Origin of the sequence: Mesorhizobium shangrilense (genome assembly GCF_028826155.1) — a bacterium.
GTDB lineage: Bacteria > Pseudomonadota > Alphaproteobacteria > Rhizobiales > Rhizobiaceae > Arvimicrobium > Arvimicrobium flavum.
The window spans coordinates 3,434,915-3,448,813 of record NZ_JAQGPN010000001.1 but is presented as its reverse complement, the minus strand read 5'-3'; the positions used below and the strand labels follow the sequence as shown (position 1 = coordinate 3,448,813).

Genomic DNA, 13,899 nt, shown 5'->3' with positions numbered 1-13,899 from the left:
TCCTGCCTTTTGGCGCCCGCTCGCCCGCAGGCCGGATTTCGTCAGGCACAAGCGGGAACCGGGGGATAGGCCCTGCGATCCCGAGAGCCCCCTAGCGTCGCGGAAAGAAACGCCATGCAAGCCAATCAGGAAGCCACCAGACCGATAGAGCCGCTGAAGCCGCTGCGCCTGGGCCGGGCTGTCGACTATCTCTCACTGGCCAGACTGGACCATACGACCAAGCACGTATTCATTCTGCCGGGCATCGTTCTCGCCTGTGCCCTGGGGACGCCCGAACCGGCAAAGCTTCTTGTCACGGTGCCTGCCGGCATCGCCAGTGCGATCTGCATCGCTTCCTCGAACTATGTCATCAACGAGTGGCTGGATCGCGAATACGATGCGGCGCACCCTACCAAGTCGCAGCGGCGCTCCGTGACGGTCGCCCTGCTGCCTGGGCTCGTCTATGCCGAATATGCGCTGTTCGCTGTGGTGGGGCTGCTCATCGCCTACCTGCTGGGGACGCTCTTCTTCGCCACTTCGGTCGCCTTCCTTGTTTCAGGCATCCTCTACAATGTGCCTCCCATCAGGGCCAAGGATAAGCCTTACCTGGACGTCCTCATGGAATGCCTCAACAACCCGATACGGCTGTTGCTCGGCTGGGCCATGGTGGAGACGACGATGGTGCCGCCGATCAGCGTTCTCGCTGCCTATTGGATGGCGGGCGCGTTCCTGATGGCCGCCAAGCGCTACTGCGAATACCGCGACATCTCGGCGACTGCCGGGGTGGCCGTGCTTGCGCGGTACAGGCGCTCCTTCCGCTACTACACGGAGGAGAGCCTGATGGTGTCCTGCTTCGTATACGCCATGATGTCGGCATTCCTGATGGGGGTTTTCCTGGTCAAGTACAGGGTGGAATACATTCTGGTTTTCCCCTTCGTCAGCGGTCTTTTCGCGGTCTACCTGTGGTTGGCGACACGGCCGGGGTCGGTCGCGCAGCGTCCCGAGAGGCTGTTTCACTCGCGCCGGCTCGACGTGATGCTTGCCGCCACCATTGTCGTGTTCCTGTTCGCGACGGTCGTCGACATGCCGTTCCTCGACTTCATCGCCACGCCGTTCCTGCCGAGCATCACGCCGCTGCCATGAAGAACGTGGCATTGCCGAACGGGCCGGTGGACTGGGACAGGATACGTCTCGTCGTCTTCGACCTCGACGGTACGCTCTACGACCAGCGCCGCCTGCGCATGGCCATGCTGTTCCGCCTCGCGCGCGAAGCTGTCGCATCGCGCAGCTTCGGCGCCGCGCGCGTGCTTCGCGCCTTCCGCCAATGTCGCGAGAGGCTGGGCGAGGCGCAGACGCAGGATTTCGAGACCCAGCAATATGCCTTGACCGCGAGCAGGACCGGTCGTTCAGCCGAAGCCGTCGAGGCCGTTGTCCGCGAATGGATCGAGACGCGGCCCTTGGATGTCCTGCTGCCATGCCGTTACCCCAATGTGGAACGCGTCTTTGATGGTCTTGCGGCGCGCGGCAAGACGCTGGCGGTCCTGTCGGACTATCCGGCTTTCGAGAAGTTGAGGGCGCTGGGACTGGCCGCCGACATCGTGGTTTGGGCAGGCGATCCTGGGGTCGGAGTGCTCAAACCCCATCCTGCAGGCCTCCAGCGCGTTCTCGAACGCGCCCGCGTGCCGGCAAGCGCCGCCATCATGATCGGTGACAGGGTGGATCGCGACTGGGCCGTTGCGCATGCGCACGGCATGCGCGCGCTGATACGGAGCCGGAAGCCGATCACCGGGATCGATACGTTTCGCGACTATCGGGACGAGGTGTTTTTCAAGGTTACGGGGCACGCGAACGCTGCTCGCGAGAACGTGCCGCATTGAAGCGCATCCGCCTGCGGGGCGATCCGGCGTGTCCGCTGGATCCGGCAGGACCATGGGAGGACGATTTCTCGTGTCTGCCATTCGAGCCAACCGAATCGTGGACCGCGGTCCGGGGCGACGGCGTTTGCTGGCGCTGCGCAGCGGCGTCGAGAGACGTTGGCCGCTCTCCCTGCTAGACTCCCAGTTTGTTCGCTACTTCATCTGCGGGGGCGTGGCCTCGCTGGTGCACCTGCTCATCCTGGCGTTGCTCGTCGAGATCGCAGGCGTCCAAGCCGGGCTCGCCTCTACGACGGCCTTTTCGGTGGCGGTTGTCGTGAACTACTTCCTCCAGAGCCGATACACCTTTCAGTCCGATGAGCCGCACCTGATCGCACTGCCGAAATTCTTCGGCATGGCGGTGCTCGGGGGAGTGGTCAATCTGATGATATTTTTGCTGCTCGACCAGGTGATGTACTACATGCTGGCGCAGTGCATCGCGATACTTTCGGTCTTTCTGTTCAACTATACGGTCAGCAGCCGCTTCATATTCATCCGCAAGGCGGATTGAGCCGGCGTTGCCATTGAAGGGGCCTCGAACCTGGCAGCACCGCGTGTCTGGCCGAAGCATCGATCGTAAGACGATCGCGGGGGCGAGGGGCTCTGGGGTGCTGTGTTAAAAGTGGTAGCGGAGGAGGGACTCGAACCCCCGACCTTAGGATTATGATTCCCGCGCTCTACCGGCTGAGCTACTCCGCCCCGATCTGCCGCGTCAGCGGCCGCGAACCGCCGGGGGCTCGCCAAGGACGGGCGGATATAAGGTTGACCGGTCCGCCCTGTCAAGCACACTCGGCACGGGTTTTTTCATCTCCATAGTCGACCTGGTTGACGCTGCTGGAGGTGACTATTGGACGGCGCATGCGTCCATCCGCTGAGCCGCGTCCTGCTCCATCCTCCGATGCCAGTCGTCGTCGGGGTTGAGTTCGGACCGCCGCGCCGCTATGTCTCCGCCAACCTAGTTTTCGGACATTTCTTGTTTTTCGAATGAAGCCGCGTATCGCTGTGCTGGGTTGCGGGTATTGGGGATCCAATCACATCCGCACCCTTAAAGGGCTCGGCGCCCTCCATGCCGTCTCCGACGCCAATGCTGCGCGTGCGGAGGGTTTTGCCAGCGATCATGACTGCCTGGCCATTGCTCCGGACGAGATTTTCACCCGCGACGACGTCGACGCCATCGTCATGGCGTTGCCGCCCCAGTTCCACGCCGAATCGGCGATCCGCGCCGTCGAGAACAGCAAGGACGTGCTGGTCGAGAAGCCGATCGCGCTGACGGTGGCCGACGCCGAACGCGCGGTGGCGGCCGCCGCGGCAAACGGGCGCATCTTCATGGTCGGGCATGTGCTGCGCTTCCACCCGGCTTTCGAGAAGCTGAAGGAGCTGATCGACAAGGGGGAGCTCGGCGAAGTTCGGTACATCCATTCGCACCGGCTGGGCCTCGGGAAGTTCCACACGGAGAACGACGCGCTCTGGGATCTCGCGCCGCACGATCTGTCCATGATTCTGGCCATCACCGGCACGGCGCCGCTTGAGGTGCGGGGTGAGGGGGCAGCGTTGCTCGACAATCTGAGCGATTTTGCGCATCTCCACATGCGCTTCCCCAACGGCCTGCGCAGCCATCTCTTCACCTCGAGGCTCAACCCCTACCGCGAGAGGCGGCTGACGGTGGTCGGCAACAAGGCCATGGCGGTGTTCGACGACGTCGAGCCGTGGGAGAAAAAGCTCGCCGTCTACCGCCACGCGGTCTGGATGGACAGCGGACAATGGGCGTTCACCACCAACGAGCCGACCTATATCGACGTCGCGCAGGGAATGCCGCTGACCCGAGAGCTTCACGAATTCATCCGCTGCATCGAGACGCGCGACACTCCCCGCACCACGGGGGAAGAGGCGATCATGGTGCTGAGGATCCTGACTGCGGGAACCGTCACGCACGACTGAGTCTGCGCATGCGTCTGGCGGTCAGCCGCCCGATTCGGAGGGCGTAACCGCGCATTGGCGCGACTTCGGCCGCCTCAACGCAATTTAAAGGCGTCGCCCTTATCTTGCGCGATCGAGGGTTGAGTGGGCGACGTGCGCTATAATCCCGCGATAACGGGCTTGCGGGCCGTTGCGATCATTCCGGTGATCGCGATGCACAGCAAGGTGCCGGGGTTTTCGGGCGGATCCTTCGGGGTGGACCTGTTCTTCGTGCTCAGCGGCTATCTGATCACCTCGATCCTGGTCGAGGAGATCAAGTCCTACGGACGCGTCGATCTGCTGCATTTCTATCGCAACAGGTTCTTGCGTCTCACGCCGCCACTCTACGCGATGCTGGCGATGATGCTGGCGCTGGGCATCGCCGCGCCGGAACAGGTCCTTGTCGCCGCCCTCTATCTGGGTGACATCGTGATACCGTTCAACCCGACCGGGCCAGTCGCTCACAGTTGGTCCCTCGCGGTCGAAGAGCACTTCTATCTGATCTGGCCGATCCTGCTGGCGCCCCTGCTCAGAAAGGAGCACCCGGCGCGCTGGGTGTTCGGCCTCTTTGCCGCGGCGTGCGTGTGGCGATACGCGTCCTACGAGGTGTTTTCCGACCCGAAGTTCAGCTACCACCGCTTCGACTCCCGGTTAGCGGGGGCTGCTGCTTGGCGCAGCCGTGGCGATGCACACGCCGATGGTCCTATGCGCTCTATCTCTGGCACTTCCCGATCGCCTATGTGCTGCGGGAAACCCAGGCGTGGCCCGTGACTGCAGCGGTCACGTTCGCGCTGAGTTTTCCCCTCGCGATCGCGACCTACCACTTCATCGAGGCGCCGATGGCGACCTACAGGAAGCGCCGGATCAGTCGCCGCGCTTCGGGCACGCGTTACGAGACCGCCTGAACGGGTGCGTCGATGCCGTCGCTCTCTGGGCGGCGCTCAGGCGACCGACGTCGTGACGGGCAGGGTCCTGAGCCTCGACAGCATCCGCTCTGCTTCCGCCCCGCGCTCCGAACGCTCGATGAAGCCGCCGCCGAGTACCCGGGCCTCGTTGCCGTCGTCGGTATAGAGCACGCAGGCCTGGCCCGGCGCGATGCCGGCCTCGCCATCGGCAAGCTCCACCGACGCACGACCATCGGCATGGCGCAGGACGGCCGGGCGCGGCGGGCGCGTGGAGCGAACCTTGGCGTAGACTTCGAGGCCTTCGGCCGGAATAGCGGCGAAGGCGCCGTCGCCCAGCCAGTTCATGTCGCGCAGGAAGATCCGGTGGGTCTCCAGGGCCTCGCGCGGGCCGACGATCACGCGGGCGCGTTCGGCGTCGAGGTGGACCACATAGAGCGGCTCTCCCGAGGCGACGCCCAGACCGCGCCGCTGGCCGATCGTGTAGCGGAGGATTCCTTCATGACGCCCGAGCACCCGGCCGTCGATATGCAAGATATCTCCGGGGGTTGCGGCCGTCGGCTTCAGCTTCGCGATAATGTCGGAGTACTTGCCCTGCGGCACGAAGCAGATGTCCTGGCTGTCGGCCTTCGCGGCGACGGTCAGGCCCATTTCCTCGGCGATGGCGCGAACCTCCGGCTTCGACATGCCGCCCAGCGGGAAGCGCAGGTAGTCGATCTGCTCCTGCGTCGTGGCGAAGAGGAAGTAGCTCTGGTCGCGGTCGGCGTCGACAGGGCGGTAGAGCGCCCGATGCGCCCCGTTGGGGCGGCTGCGGATATAGTGGCCGGTCGCCAGCGCGTCCGCGCCGAGCTCGCGTGCAGTTGTCAGCAGGTCGGCGAACTTCACCGTCTGGTTGCACGACACGCAGGGGATCGGCGTCTCGCCGGCGACGTAGCTTTCGGCGAACGGGTCAATGACCGCCTTCCTGAAACGCTCCTCGTAGTCGAGCACGTAGTGGGGAATACCGAGCGTTTCGGCCACCCGGCGGGCGTCGTCGATGTCCTGGCCGGCGCAGCAGGAGCCGGTGCGGTGAACGGCGGCCCCATGGTCGTAGAGCTGCAGCGTCACGCCGACCACGTCATAGCCCTCGCGCTTCATCAGTCCGGCGACGACCGAGGAGTCGACGCCGCCCGACATCGCCACGACGACGCGCGTGTCTTCGGGTCGGTTGGGAAGGTCGAGGCTGTTCATGGGCTTTGCGGTTCCTGCCGTGGCGGCTTCATGCATGCGCCGCCAATATAGGTCAAGCGAGGCGTTCCCGCCACGTCGACCGAGGATTTGGCAACCTTGCCCGAAGCTTGATCCGGTTTATGCATTTTTAAAGCTGTCACGGTAAGTTGAGCGTGATTGGGTCTTGGTTTTGTAGAGAGTACGATGACCGATCTCGTTAGACCGCGTGTCAAATACGTCATCGGGCCGGACGGCAGCCCGCTGACGATCGCCGATCTGCCGCCGTCGAACACACGCCGCTGGGTCATCCGCCGCAAGGCGGAAGTCGTGGCTGCGGTGCGCGGCGGACTGCTGAGCCTGGAGGAGGCTTGCCAGCGTTACAAGCTGACCACGGAAGAGTTTCTGTCCTGGCAGTCCTCGATCGATGAATATGGCCTCGCGGGTCTCAGGACCACGCGCATCCAGCAGTACCGTCATTGACTTTGGTCTAAAAGTTTCTGCCTTTTCAGCACGTAGGACGCCGCGACGGTCAACAGTACCGAAGCGGTGAAAAACCAGAGTCCCGGTCTGGTGAAAGCCGTGGCGAAGCCGCTGGTCTTGGCGGCGAATATGACCAGCGCCACGAGCACCACGTCCAGCATCGACCAGTTCGAAAGCGCCCGGAACCATTCCGGGATGCGATCGTGCGCCTCCCGCCCCGCATAGGCCCAGACGTTGAGCAGGGCCAGCTTGGCGGCAGGGAAGACGATGGAAAACAGGGCGACGACCGCTGCCAGCGCCCTGTCGCCTCCAGTCCACAGGCTCGCGACGATGCCGGCGAGCGACGGCTCGTCAATGAACACATAGAGCCGATCGACCTGCAGGAGCGGCAGCACGATCCCCAGCCCGAAACAGAGGGTCGCCAGGAACAGCAAGGCGGGGACGACGGTGCGCATCGAAATGTCTTGGCTGTGCGATGATGGCGGCATGATGTCGGAACCCCCGCTCGCTGGACCGCTAATCAGGCCGATGCCCGCCGATCATGGCGGTGATGGCGGCCGCGGCGTCGCGGACGCGCGGCCCGATCTCGGACACGCGCTCTGAGGTCACGCGGATCGTCGGGCCGGAAACCGAAATGCCTCCAATGGGTTCGCCGAATTCGTTGAAGATGGCGGCTGCGATGCAGCGCATGCCTGGGTGACGCTCCTCGTCATCCACTGACCAGCCGCGCGCGCGGATCGCGGCAAGATCGGAAGCCAGGGCAGGGCCAGTCGACAGCGTCTTGTCGGTGAAGGCTTCGAGACCTGCCCTGCGCAGGATAGAGGCGACGCGCTCGGGCGGCAGGTGCGCCAATATCGCCTTGCCGATGCCGGAGGCGTGAAACGGGCTGCGGGTGCCCGGCCGGAAGAACGCCCGGATCGCCTGGTGGGTCTCGACCTGGCTGACGAAGACCACGCAATCGTCCTCGGCGACGCCGAGATTGGCCGTCTCGCCCGTCTTCTCCATGATCTCCTGCATGATGAGGCGCGCGCGGTCGACCAGCTTGCGTCGGCGCAGAAAGGCGGCGCCCATGCGGTAGGCGCCGACGCCGATCGACCATAATTGCTCGTTCTTGTCGAATTCCACCATGGCATGCGCCTCGAGCGTGGTCAGCATGCGGTAGGTAGTCGACGCTGGCAGTTCGGACGCTGCGGCGACCTCGCTCAGCGACAGGCCGTCCCTGGCGGCGACGATCCCGAGGATGCGCAACGCCCGGTCCAGGGACTGCACCGCGCCGGCGTCCGGCTGGGGGTTGAAAGCGCGTGGTCGGCCACGCTGGCGCTTCTCGTTTGTCTCCATTTGGTGAGCCGCTCCTGATTTTCTCCGAGCATAAAAAACTTTTTCGAAAGTTGGAATGGCGTCAATGTTGAAAAACAAAAACGATTTGAAAACAATCAAATACGTTTCTCATTTGAAAACGAAAAAGTTTTTTGAAAAAATTGCGAAATGCATCTGCCCGTGTGAGACTTCCCTCCAGTCGAACCGGGAGATCGGGTCATGACAAGGATGCGCGCAGTCGATGCGGCGGTTCTCGTGCTGGAAAAAGAGGGCGTCAACACCGCCTTTGGCGTGCCGGGCGCAGCCATCAATCCCTTCTATTCGGCGCTGAGGGCGAGGGGCTCGATCCGTCACATACTGGCCCGTCACGTCGAGGCGGCCTCGCATATGGCGGAAGGCTATACCCGAGCCAAGGCCGGAAACATCGGTCTTTGCCTTGGCACGTCGGGGCCGGCGGGGACGGATATGATTACCGGGCTTTATTCGGCATCGGCCGATTCCATCCCGATCCTCTGCGTCACCGGCCAGGCGCCCCGTGCACGTCTCAACAAGGAAGATTTCCAGGCCGTCGACATCGCCGCGATCGCCGGTCCGGTCGCCAAGTGGGCGGTCACGGTGATGGAGCCATATCTCGTGCCGATGGCTTTCCAGAAGGCGTTTCACCTGATGCGTTCGGGGCGTCCAGGCCCCGTGCTGATCGATATGCCCGTCGACGTCCAGTTGGCCGAGATCGGGTTCGACATCGACACCTACGCCTCGCTGCCTGCCTATAAGCCGTCGATCACCCGCGCCCAGGCCGAGAAGGCGCTGGCGATGCTCAATGAGGCTGAACGGCCACTGATCGTGGCCGGCGGCGGCATCATCAATGCCGACGCGTCGGATTTGCTCATCGAGTTCGCCGAGATCACCGGCGTTCCCGTCATTCCGACATTGATGGGCTGGGGATCCATCCCCGACGACCATCGGCTGATGGCCGGCATGTGCGGCCTGCAGACGTCGCACCGCTACGGCAACGCGACGATGCTGGCGTCCGACTTCGTGCTGGGAATCGGCAATCGGTGGGCGAACCGCCACACAGGATCGGTCGAGAAATACACCGCCGGCCGCAAGTTCGTGCACATCGACATCGAACCGACGCAGATCGGCCGTGTCTTCGCACCGGACTTCGCCATCGTTTCCGATGCTGGGGCCGCGCTCAAGATGCTGCTCGACGTCGCCACCGAGTGGAAGACGGCTGGCAGGCTGCGCGACTGGTCAGTCTGGGTCGGCGAATGCCAGCAGCGCAAGAAGACGCTGAAGCGCAAGACCCACTTCGACAACGTGCCGCTGAAGCCGCAGCGCGTCTATGAGGAGATGAACAAAGCGTTTCCCCGCGACACGACCTATGTCACCACCATCGGACTCAGTCAGATCGCCGGCGCACAGTTCCTGCATGTCTACAAGCCGCGCAACTGGATCAATTGCGGCCAGGCAGGGCCGCTCGGCTGGACGCTGCCGGCGGCGCTTGGCGTGCGCGCCGCGAATCCCGACGCCAACATCGTCGCGTTGTCGGGCGACTACGACTTCCAGTTCCTGATCGAGGAGCTTGCGGTCGGGGCCCAGCACAAGCTGCCCTACATCCATGTCGTCGTGAACAACGCCTATCTGGGCCTCATCCGTCAGGCGCAACGTGGTTTCTCGATGGATTTCGAGGTCAGCCTGGCCTTCGAGAACATCAACAGGGCCAACGATCCGCAGGCCGGATACGGCGTCGACCATGTCGCGGTCGCCGAAGCCATGGGCTGCAAGGCGGTTCGGGTCCGCCGACCGGAAGAGTTCGCGACCAGCTTTGCCGAGGCGAAGCGGCTGATGGAGGAGCATCGGGTCCCCGTCGTCCTCGAATTCATCCTTGAGCGCGTCACCAACGTCTCGATGGGCGCCGAGATCGACAGCATCACCGAGTTCGAGGAACTCGCCGAAAAAAACGAAGACGCACCGACGGCGATCGTGCTGCTCGACTGATCGGGGGGGCGAAATCACAATGCCACGCTTTTCAGCCAATCTTTCGATGCTCTTCACTGAGCATGAGTTCCTCGACCGGTTCGATGCCGCCGCTCGCGCCGGCTTCGAGGCTGTCGAATATGTCGGGCCCTACGACCATCCGCCGGAAGTTGTCGCCGAACGGCTGAAACGCAACGGCTTGACGCAGGCTCTGTTCAACCTGCCGCCGGGCGATTGGGGCAGGGGCGAACGCGGCATCGCGGTCCTGCCGGATCGCGTCGAAGAGTTCCGCAGCAGCGTCGACACGGCAATCGCCTATGCCAGGGCGCTGGGCTGCGAACGGGTCAACTGCCTGGCGGGAATCGCACCTGTCGGCGTCGAGCGCGCGGTCCTGGAAGACGTCTTCGTGGAAAACCTGAAATATGCTGCGCCGAAGCTGAAAGAGGCGGGGGTCAAGCTGTTGGTCGAGGCGATCAATACGATCGACATCCCGGGCTTCTTCCTCACCGGCGCCGCGCAAGCGATGGCGATCCTCGACCGGGTCGGCTCGGACAACCTCTATTTCCAGTACGACATCTACCACATGCAGATCATGGAGGGGGATCTCGCCCGGACCATCGAGAAGAATCTCGACCGCATCGCGCACATCCAGATCGCGGACAATCCGGGCCGTCACGAACCGGGGACGGGCGAGATCAACTATCCGTTCCTGTACGATTTCCTCGATCGCATCGGCTACGCCGGCTGGGTCGGGGCCGAATACAAGCCGAAGGAGGGCACGGAAGTCGGGCTCGGCTGGTTCAGTGCATTCGCAAGACAGGCGGCACGCACGGCCTCGGCTGGCAGATGAGGACGGCACGCCCCTCCTCAAACTGGGAGAAAATGATGGACAAGATCGGCTTCATCGGCCTCGGCATCATGGGCGCGCCCATGGCAGGGCACCTGCTGGACGCCGGCTATGAGGTGATCACCACGGATCACCGCAGCAAGCCGCATCGCGACCTCACGGCAAAGGGACTGAAGGCCGTGACCGGCAATCGCGCCGTCGCCGCGGCCACGGACTTCGTCGTGCTGATGGTGCCCGATACGCCTCAGGTGGAGGACGTTCTCCTTGGAGAAAATGGTGCGATCTCAGGTCTTTCACCTGGAAAGCTCGTCATAGATATGAGCTCCATTTCGCCGATTGCCACCAAGGAATTCGCGAAAAAGGTCGAGGCGACTGGCGCACATTATCTCGATGCGCCTGTGTCGGGCGGCGAGGTCGGCGCCAAGGCTGCGTCGCTCACCATCATGGTGGGCGGGCCGGAGCATGCCTTCGAACGGGCGAGGCCGGTCTTCGAGAAGATGGGCAAGAACATCACGCTGGTCGGCGGCAACGGCGTCGGCCAGACCACCAAGGTCGCCAACCAGATCGTGGTGGCGCTCACCATCGAGGCCGTCGCCGAGGCGCTGGTCTTCGCGTCCAAGGCCGGCGCCGATCCGGCCAAGGTGCGGCAGGCGCTGATGGGCGGCCTGGCCGCCTCCCGAATCCTCGAAGTGCATGGCGAGCGCATGATCAAGCGCACATTTGCGCCGGGCTTCCGCATAGAACTGCACCAGAAGGATCTCAATCTGGCGCTTGAAGGGGCCCGGTCGCTCGGCGTCGCGCTGCCCAACACATCGACGACGCAGCAGCTCTTTTCCGCCTGCGTTGCCAATGGCGGTGCGAAGGAAGATCACTCCGCGCTGGTCAAGGCGCTCGAGCTGATGGCGGGAAACCGGGTGGGCGAGTAGTCTCGCGCCCGGCCGTTGGCGCGCGCAGTGCGGGCGAGTGATCCCATCGAGGCACCCTGCGATTTCTAGGCCTAAGCGCCGGCAAGGCCGCTCGCGACGGCCATGCGGAGGCTCCTGGACAGTTTGGCATGGCGCGCCGCCATGTGGGGCATCCGTGATTCCGGTTGCCATGCGACTTCCGGGAGATGGACCCTCACGGCAGGCGGGGCGGGCGCGGCGGGAAAGCCCGCGGTGCGTGCGATCGAGCCCTACTCGCCTCCCGTCACCAGCCATCGCCGCGCCGCATAGAGCGCCACAGCCGCCGCATTCGATACGTTGAGCGAGCGGATCACTCCCGGCATGTCGAGCCGCGCCAGCGTCGTCACCGTCTCGCGCGTCTTCTGCCGCAGGCCCTTGCCCTCCGCTCCCAGCACCAGCGCGATCCTGTCGCCGGAAAAACTCCTTTCCAGCTCCGCGGGGCCGTCCGAATCGAGTCCGACGGTCTGGAAACCGGCTTCGTGCAGCTGATCAAGGGCGTCGGCCAGATTGCGCACTTCGATATGGTCGATGTGCTCCAGAGCGCCGGACGCCGACTTCGCCAGCACGCCGCTCTCGGCCGGGCTGTGGCGCTGCGTCGTGATCAGCGCGCCGGCTCCGAATGCGACGGCCGAGCGCAGGATGGCGCCGACATTGTGAGGATCCGTCACCTGGTCGAGCACGACGACAAGCGAGACGTCGCCCAGCGCGTCGAGCCTTTTCGCCTGCAAAGGCTCGACTTCGATCACCACGCCCTGGTGAACGGCCTCCGATCCGGTGATCTTGTCGATGTCGCGCGGCTCCACCAGTTCGGCGGCGAAGGGCAGGGCGGCGACGTCGGCGATGCCCAGCCGCTCCAGCGCGTTGCGCGTGACCAGCATGCGGCGGATCGTGCGGCGCGGATTGTCGAGCGCGGCGCGCACCGTGTGCAGGCCGTAGAGCCGCACCAGCCCGTCGACCGCAGCGGGACCCGCCGGCACATCCGGCCGCGGCCGATGCCTTGGCGGTCCGCCCGCCTTCTGGTCGCGGTGGGCGCGTCGAAGCTTTGCGTAGTGCGCGTCCTTTGGCGTTCCGGGCTTCTTCTCGTTCATATGACTTCCTGGGGACGTGTGCTTCTATGCGCCGCGCGCGGCTGCCTCTGAGATGTCCTGCCGGAGGCAAAATGTAAACCATCCACAGCGCCGGGGCGGGCTGCTTGCCAATTTGGTATAACCCGCATCGTTGTGGTTGACAGGCAATAGCCTTGTCGCCATAAGGCGCTTCGCAAGTTCGGGCGGACAGCGATGTTCGGCCGAAGGGCGCGAAATACGCCTCGTTGCATGGCTCCGGCTGCAGTCTGGAGGAGTGCCCGAGTGGTTAAAGGGGACGGACTGTAAATCCGTTGGCTCAGCCTACGTTGGTTCAAATCCAACCTCCTCCACCACTGCCGGCCCGAGAGCCACGCGCAAGCTCCGATGGAGCTTGCCGGACACAGCGAAGCGGGTGTAGCTCAATGGTAGAGCAGCAGCCTTCCAAGCTGAATACGAGGGTTCGATTCCCTTCACCCGCTCCAGTTCACCTTTAAAAAGTTCGATTTTCATCGATGCATCGTCACCGACACGACTGGCGCCGCACGCGAATTTTCGACAATATCCAGATCCCGGGGTAACGGTAACGTGCTTGCCGTTTGCGTCGAATGCAGTTGTCCAGTCGCAGCCGTCGATCGGTCGTGGGGCCGCCGGTTCGCGAGGTGATCCGCGGGAGGCGGTATGGAAGGCTCGGATACGGTCGCAACGGCTGATGACGAAGGCCGCTACAGGTTCACTAAAGACTATATCACGCCCTATGTTCCGTTCTGGAACGAGCATCTGGGCGTCTTCCGAGGGAAGCCAAACGTCCACTTCCTCGAGGTCGGCACGTTCGAGGGGCGCACTGCGCTCTGGTTCCTCGACAATATCCTCACCGATCCCTCGTCCACGATGACCTGCGTGGATTTCTTCGAGGCGACCGGCTACGAGGCGCGGTTCGACCACAACGTCGCGGTTTCCGGCCATGCGGGCCGCTGGACCAAGCTGAAGGGTTTTTCGAAAGACGTGCTGCCCACGCTCGCGGGCAATCGCTATGACGCCATCTATATCGACGGCGGACACACGGCGGCGGAGGTCTATTCCGATGCAAGTCTCTGCTGGCCGATGTTGAAGCCGGGCGGCATCGTCAGCTTCGACGACTATGAGTGGCGTCTGCACCGCCCGGTGGAAAACCGCCCGCAGCAGGGCATCGACCGATTTCTCGACGAACACCGCGACGACCTGGAAATCCTGCACAAGGCCTACACGCTCATGGCCCGCAAGACGCGCTGAGCGCTGCCGTGCCTGCGCAACCTTTAGACGCGCGCG

15 protein-coding genes and 3 tRNA genes are annotated in these 13,899 nt (G+C 63.8%); 13 read left to right on the top strand and 5 right to left on the bottom strand.

The features are described from left to right. The first annotated feature begins 114 nt into the window (after positions 1-114). The 3 genes from PD284_RS16655 to PD284_RS16645 all read left to right on the top strand — a co-directional run bounded on the left by PD284_RS16655 (position 115) and on the right by PD284_RS16645 (position 2,403). Entirely contained in the window at positions 115-1,122 is a 1,008-nt protein-coding gene (locus PD284_RS16655) for a UbiA family prenyltransferase (protein ID WP_274629284.1), read from the top strand. Continuing rightward, on the top strand, positions 1,119-1,856 hold the full coding sequence (locus tag PD284_RS16650; protein ID WP_274629283.1) for an HAD family hydrolase: 738 nt from the start codon (positions 1,119-1,121) through the stop codon (positions 1,854-1,856). Before PD284_RS16655 ends, PD284_RS16650 begins: the two co-directional genes overlap by 4 nt. 124 nt (positions 1,857-1,980) lie before the next feature. Further along, positions 1,981-2,403, top strand: coding sequence for a GtrA family protein (locus tag PD284_RS16645; protein ID WP_274629282.1), 423 nt, complete (start codon positions 1,981-1,983; stop codon positions 2,401-2,403). 112 nt (positions 2,404-2,515) lie between these two features. Here the strand turns inward: PD284_RS16645 and PD284_RS16640 are convergent. After that, positions 2,516-2,591 (bottom strand) — tRNA-Met (locus PD284_RS16640). Between the two features lie 285 nt (positions 2,592-2,876). Between PD284_RS16640 and PD284_RS16635 the strand changes: the two genes are divergently transcribed. From PD284_RS16635 to PD284_RS16625, 3 genes are all read left to right on the top strand, one after another. Then, a complete protein-coding gene (locus PD284_RS16635) occupies positions 2,877-3,830 on the top strand; it encodes a Gfo/Idh/MocA family protein (RefSeq protein WP_274629281.1) in 954 nt (317 codons plus the stop codon). Positions 3,831-3,953: 123 nt separating this feature from the next. Further along, a complete protein-coding gene (locus tag PD284_RS16630; RefSeq protein WP_274629280.1) occupies positions 3,954-4,619 on the top strand; it encodes an acyltransferase family protein in 666 nt (221 codons plus the stop codon). Then, entirely contained in the window at positions 4,616-4,753 is a 138-nt protein-coding gene (locus PD284_RS16625) for a hypothetical protein (RefSeq protein WP_274629279.1), read from the top strand. Before PD284_RS16630 ends, PD284_RS16625 begins: the two co-directional genes overlap by 4 nt. A gap of 36 nt (positions 4,754-4,789) precedes the next feature. Here the strand turns inward: PD284_RS16625 and mnmA are convergent, their stop codons facing one another. Next, the gene (gene mnmA / locus PD284_RS16620) at positions 4,790-5,980 is read right to left on the bottom strand and encodes a tRNA 2-thiouridine(34) synthase MnmA (protein WP_274629278.1); all 1,191 of its coding nucleotides are present in this window, start codon (positions 5,978-5,980) and stop codon (positions 4,790-4,792) included. Between the two features lie 183 nt (positions 5,981-6,163). Between mnmA and sciP the strand changes: the two genes are divergently transcribed. Beyond that, entirely contained in the window at positions 6,164-6,439 is a 276-nt protein-coding gene (gene sciP, locus PD284_RS16615; protein WP_274629277.1) for a CtrA inhibitor SciP, read from the top strand. Here the strand turns inward: sciP and PD284_RS16610 are convergent. Together PD284_RS16610 and bhcR are read right to left on the bottom strand one after the other, a co-directional pair. Continuing rightward, positions 6,433-6,894, bottom strand: a complete 462-nt coding sequence (locus PD284_RS16610; protein ID WP_274629276.1) for a paraquat-inducible protein A — start codon at positions 6,892-6,894, stop codon at positions 6,433-6,435. The genes sciP and PD284_RS16610 overlap by 7 nt on opposite strands. Before the next feature lie 61 nt (positions 6,895-6,955). Continuing rightward, entirely contained in the window at positions 6,956-7,777 is an 822-nt protein-coding gene (gene bhcR, locus PD284_RS16605) for an HTH-type transcriptional regulator BhcR (RefSeq protein ID WP_274629275.1), read from the bottom strand. A 198-nt stretch (positions 7,778-7,975) separates the two neighbouring features. Here bhcR and gcl point away from each other — a divergent pair, with 198 nt between their 5' ends. The 3 genes from gcl to PD284_RS16590 are packed head-to-tail and all read left to right on the top strand — an operon-like array spanning position 7,976 to position 11,509. Continuing rightward, a complete protein-coding gene (gene gcl, locus PD284_RS16600; protein WP_274629274.1) occupies positions 7,976-9,757 on the top strand; it encodes a glyoxylate carboligase in 1,782 nt (593 codons plus the stop codon). Positions 9,758-9,776: 19 nt separating this feature from the next. Then, positions 9,777-10,586 carry a 2-oxo-tetronate isomerase gene (otnI, locus tag PD284_RS16595; protein ID WP_274629273.1) on the top strand — a complete coding sequence of 270 codons (810 nt, stop codon included), beginning with the start codon at positions 9,777-9,779 and terminating at the stop codon, positions 10,584-10,586. A gap of 35 nt (positions 10,587-10,621) precedes the next feature. Next, positions 10,622-11,509, top strand: coding sequence for a 2-hydroxy-3-oxopropionate reductase (locus PD284_RS16590; RefSeq protein WP_274629272.1), 888 nt, complete (start codon positions 10,622-10,624; stop codon positions 11,507-11,509). 248 nt (positions 11,510-11,757) lie between these two features. Here the strand turns inward: PD284_RS16590 and rlmB are convergent, their stop codons facing one another. Continuing rightward, positions 11,758-12,615: a 23S rRNA (guanosine(2251)-2'-O)-methyltransferase RlmB gene (rlmB, locus tag PD284_RS16585; protein WP_274629271.1), complete on the bottom strand. Its 858-nt coding sequence runs from the start codon at positions 12,613-12,615 to the stop codon at positions 11,758-11,760. Between the two features lie 247 nt (positions 12,616-12,862). On the opposite strand from rlmB, the gene PD284_RS16580 reads away from it, so the two are divergent. The 3 genes from PD284_RS16580 to PD284_RS16570 all read left to right on the top strand — a co-directional run bounded on the left by PD284_RS16580 (position 12,863) and on the right by PD284_RS16570 (position 13,863). Then, positions 12,863-12,947, top strand: a tRNA-Tyr gene (locus tag PD284_RS16580). Between the two features lie 55 nt (positions 12,948-13,002). Next, positions 13,003-13,076: transfer RNA gene (locus tag PD284_RS16575), tRNA-Gly, on the top strand. Positions 13,077-13,272: 196 nt separating this feature from the next. Continuing rightward, complete coding sequence (locus PD284_RS16570; RefSeq protein ID WP_274629270.1) at positions 13,273-13,863, top strand: class I SAM-dependent methyltransferase; 591 nt, start codon at positions 13,273-13,275, stop codon at positions 13,861-13,863. Positions 13,864-13,899 lie beyond the last annotated feature (36 nt).

Excerpts from the sequence above, each read along its gene's own strand:
- PD284_RS16655 (WP_274629284.1), top strand. The coding sequence starts at position 115 with ATGCAAGCCAATCAGGAAGCCACCAGACCGATAGAGCCGCTGAAGCCG.
- PD284_RS16650 (WP_274629283.1), top strand. The coding sequence starts at position 1,119 with ATGAAGAACGTGGCATTGCCGAACGGGCCGGTGGACTGGGACAGGATA.
- PD284_RS16635 (WP_274629281.1), top strand. The coding sequence starts at position 2,877 with ATGAAGCCGCGTATCGCTGTGCTGGGTTGCGGGTATTGGGGATCCAAT.
- mnmA (WP_274629278.1), bottom strand. The coding sequence starts at position 5,980 with ATGAACAGCCTCGACCTTCCCAACCGACCCGAAGACACGCGCGTCGTC.
- sciP (WP_274629277.1), top strand. The coding sequence starts at position 6,164 with ATGACCGATCTCGTTAGACCGCGTGTCAAATACGTCATCGGGCCGGAC.
- PD284_RS16610 (WP_274629276.1), bottom strand. The coding sequence starts at position 6,894 with ATGCGCACCGTCGTCCCCGCCTTGCTGTTCCTGGCGACCCTCTGTTTC.
- bhcR (WP_274629275.1), bottom strand. The coding sequence starts at position 7,777 with ATGGAGACAAACGAGAAGCGCCAGCGTGGCCGACCACGCGCTTTCAAC.
- gcl (WP_274629274.1), top strand. The coding sequence starts at position 7,976 with ATGACAAGGATGCGCGCAGTCGATGCGGCGGTTCTCGTGCTGGAAAAA.
- otnI (WP_274629273.1), top strand. The coding sequence starts at position 9,777 with ATGCCACGCTTTTCAGCCAATCTTTCGATGCTCTTCACTGAGCATGAG.
- PD284_RS16590 (WP_274629272.1), top strand. The coding sequence starts at position 10,622 with ATGGACAAGATCGGCTTCATCGGCCTCGGCATCATGGGCGCGCCCATG.
- rlmB (WP_274629271.1), bottom strand. The coding sequence starts at position 12,615 with ATGAACGAGAAGAAGCCCGGAACGCCAAAGGACGCGCACTACGCAAAG.
- PD284_RS16570 (WP_274629270.1), top strand. The coding sequence starts at position 13,273 with ATGGAAGGCTCGGATACGGTCGCAACGGCTGATGACGAAGGCCGCTAC.